1 protein-coding gene is annotated in these 463 nt (G+C 59.2%); it reads left to right on the top strand.

Annotated elements, in window-relative coordinates; all coding sequences use genetic code 11:
- Positions 1-210: chlorophyll a/b-binding protein (locus GFJ41_RS21110; RefSeq protein WP_170076020.1), on the top strand; the 210-nt coding region annotated here is incomplete at its 5' end.
- Positions 211-463: the final 253 nt, after the last annotated feature.

Raw genomic sequence — 463 nt, 5'->3', positions numbered from 1 at the left:
CTCGGCCTCGCCGACGACCCTGACACCTTCGCGGAGCTCAAGGTGAAGGAGATCAAGAACGGCCGCCTCGCCATGTTCTCCATGTTCGGCTTCTTCGTCCAGGCCATCGTCACCGGCAAGGGCCCCCTCGAGAACCTCGCCGACCACCTCGCCGACCCCGTCAACAACAACGCCTGGGCGTACGCCACCAACTTCGTCCCCGGCAAGTGAGCGCCGCCGCCGCCGTGCTGCCATGGCGACGCATCGCCTTCAGCTAAGCTAGCTAGGTTGACGACGATGCGCGTCTCTGCAGGAGAGTGTGCGTGTGTGTACGCGGTGCAGTAGATGTACGTACGTGTACCGTATAGATGTACGTATTCGTGTGGACCGCGTGGATGGATGTACGAGTATTGGAGAGAGGGTGAGATCTGTACCGGTAGTGTGTATTTCTGTGCAGGTTCTGAACCTGATCAATGAAATATGG

This window comes from Paraclostridium dentum, from assembly GCF_012922555.1.
Lineage (GTDB): Bacteria > Bacillota > Clostridia > Peptostreptococcales > Peptostreptococcaceae > Paraclostridium > Paraclostridium dentum.
This window is presented reverse-complemented; position numbering and strand designations above follow the sequence as displayed.